This is a genomic window from Clostridium sp. (genome assembly GCF_051656525.1).
Taxonomy (GTDB): domain Bacteria; phylum Bacillota; class Clostridia; order Clostridiales; family Clostridiaceae; genus Clostridium.
Genome location: NZ_JBOGCC010000117.1, coordinates 1 through 1,020, shown reverse-complemented (window position 1 = coordinate 1,020; position 1,020 = coordinate 1). Strand labels below are relative to the sequence as shown.

At 32.9% G+C, this 1,020-nt stretch carries 1 protein-coding gene; it reads right to left on the bottom strand.

All coding sequences use genetic code 11. From position 1 onward, the window contains the following. On the bottom strand, window positions 1-1,020 hold a 1,020-nt coding region (locus ACRDDY_RS05220), incomplete at both ends, for an SH3 domain-containing protein (RefSeq protein WP_438563916.1).

Below are 1,020 nucleotides of genomic sequence, written 5' to 3'. Positions count from 1 at the left end.
CTGTTCCTTTAGAGAATAAGTCCATATTTCCAGTAACTGTATCATCTACAGCTTCACCTATAACTTTAATATAATCACTATGAACATAGCCAACCATAGGTGAAGATATTTTATACCACTCTCCATTTTTATGTGTAATACTAACAGTTTGATTAGCATTTAAAGTACCTACTACTTCACCTGATGTAGATGGTGTTTTTCTTACTCTTAAATTAGTTTCTACATTTATAACTTTTCCAGTTTTATTAAATGCTTCATCTCCACCTGTACTTCCTTTATCCACTTCAACAAAATCACTTCTTACATATCCTGTTCCTGATCCAAATTTTATTTTATACCAATCTAAATTTTCTCCACTTGGTTTTACCTTATGGGTTATTGTTACTTTATCTCCCCCATTTAATGTTCCTATTGCTGAATATGATGTCCCTGGACCACTTCTTACATTTAGTGTTGAAGTTACATTTATAACTTTTCCAGTGGCATTATATGCTGTTTCTCCATTTCCTGAACCAGAACCTGATCCATTACCATCAGCTAAAACTATATCCTTTAAATAAATCCAACTAGTAACTTCTTGTAATAATGCTCTATTCCCATCAATTTTACTTACTGTATGTGTTGTATTTTTAGCCCAGTCAGGTATTAATTGACCTGTAGCCCAGTGAGTTCCTGTTATTTTAACTTTAGATCCTACTGTAATGTTTCCACTACCTGATCCTGAACCACCTTCATTTCCTGAACCTGAACCACCATTTCCATTTGAACCTTTTATTATCTCTATAATTGCATTAAATGTTTTTGTTGCATAACTTTCCACTATAGAGAAATCATCTGTAGTTTCAGGATATTCTAATAAAACACCTTTTGTATTACTTAATGAGTTAGCCCAAGTTGAGAAAAATCCTCCACTATACTGTGTTGTATGCCCAAAACCAAATTGTTTTGTAAAGTATTTTCCTACATCACCATTTCCTTGTGTAAGCCCTAACCATCCATGACAATCAACTACCATTAATT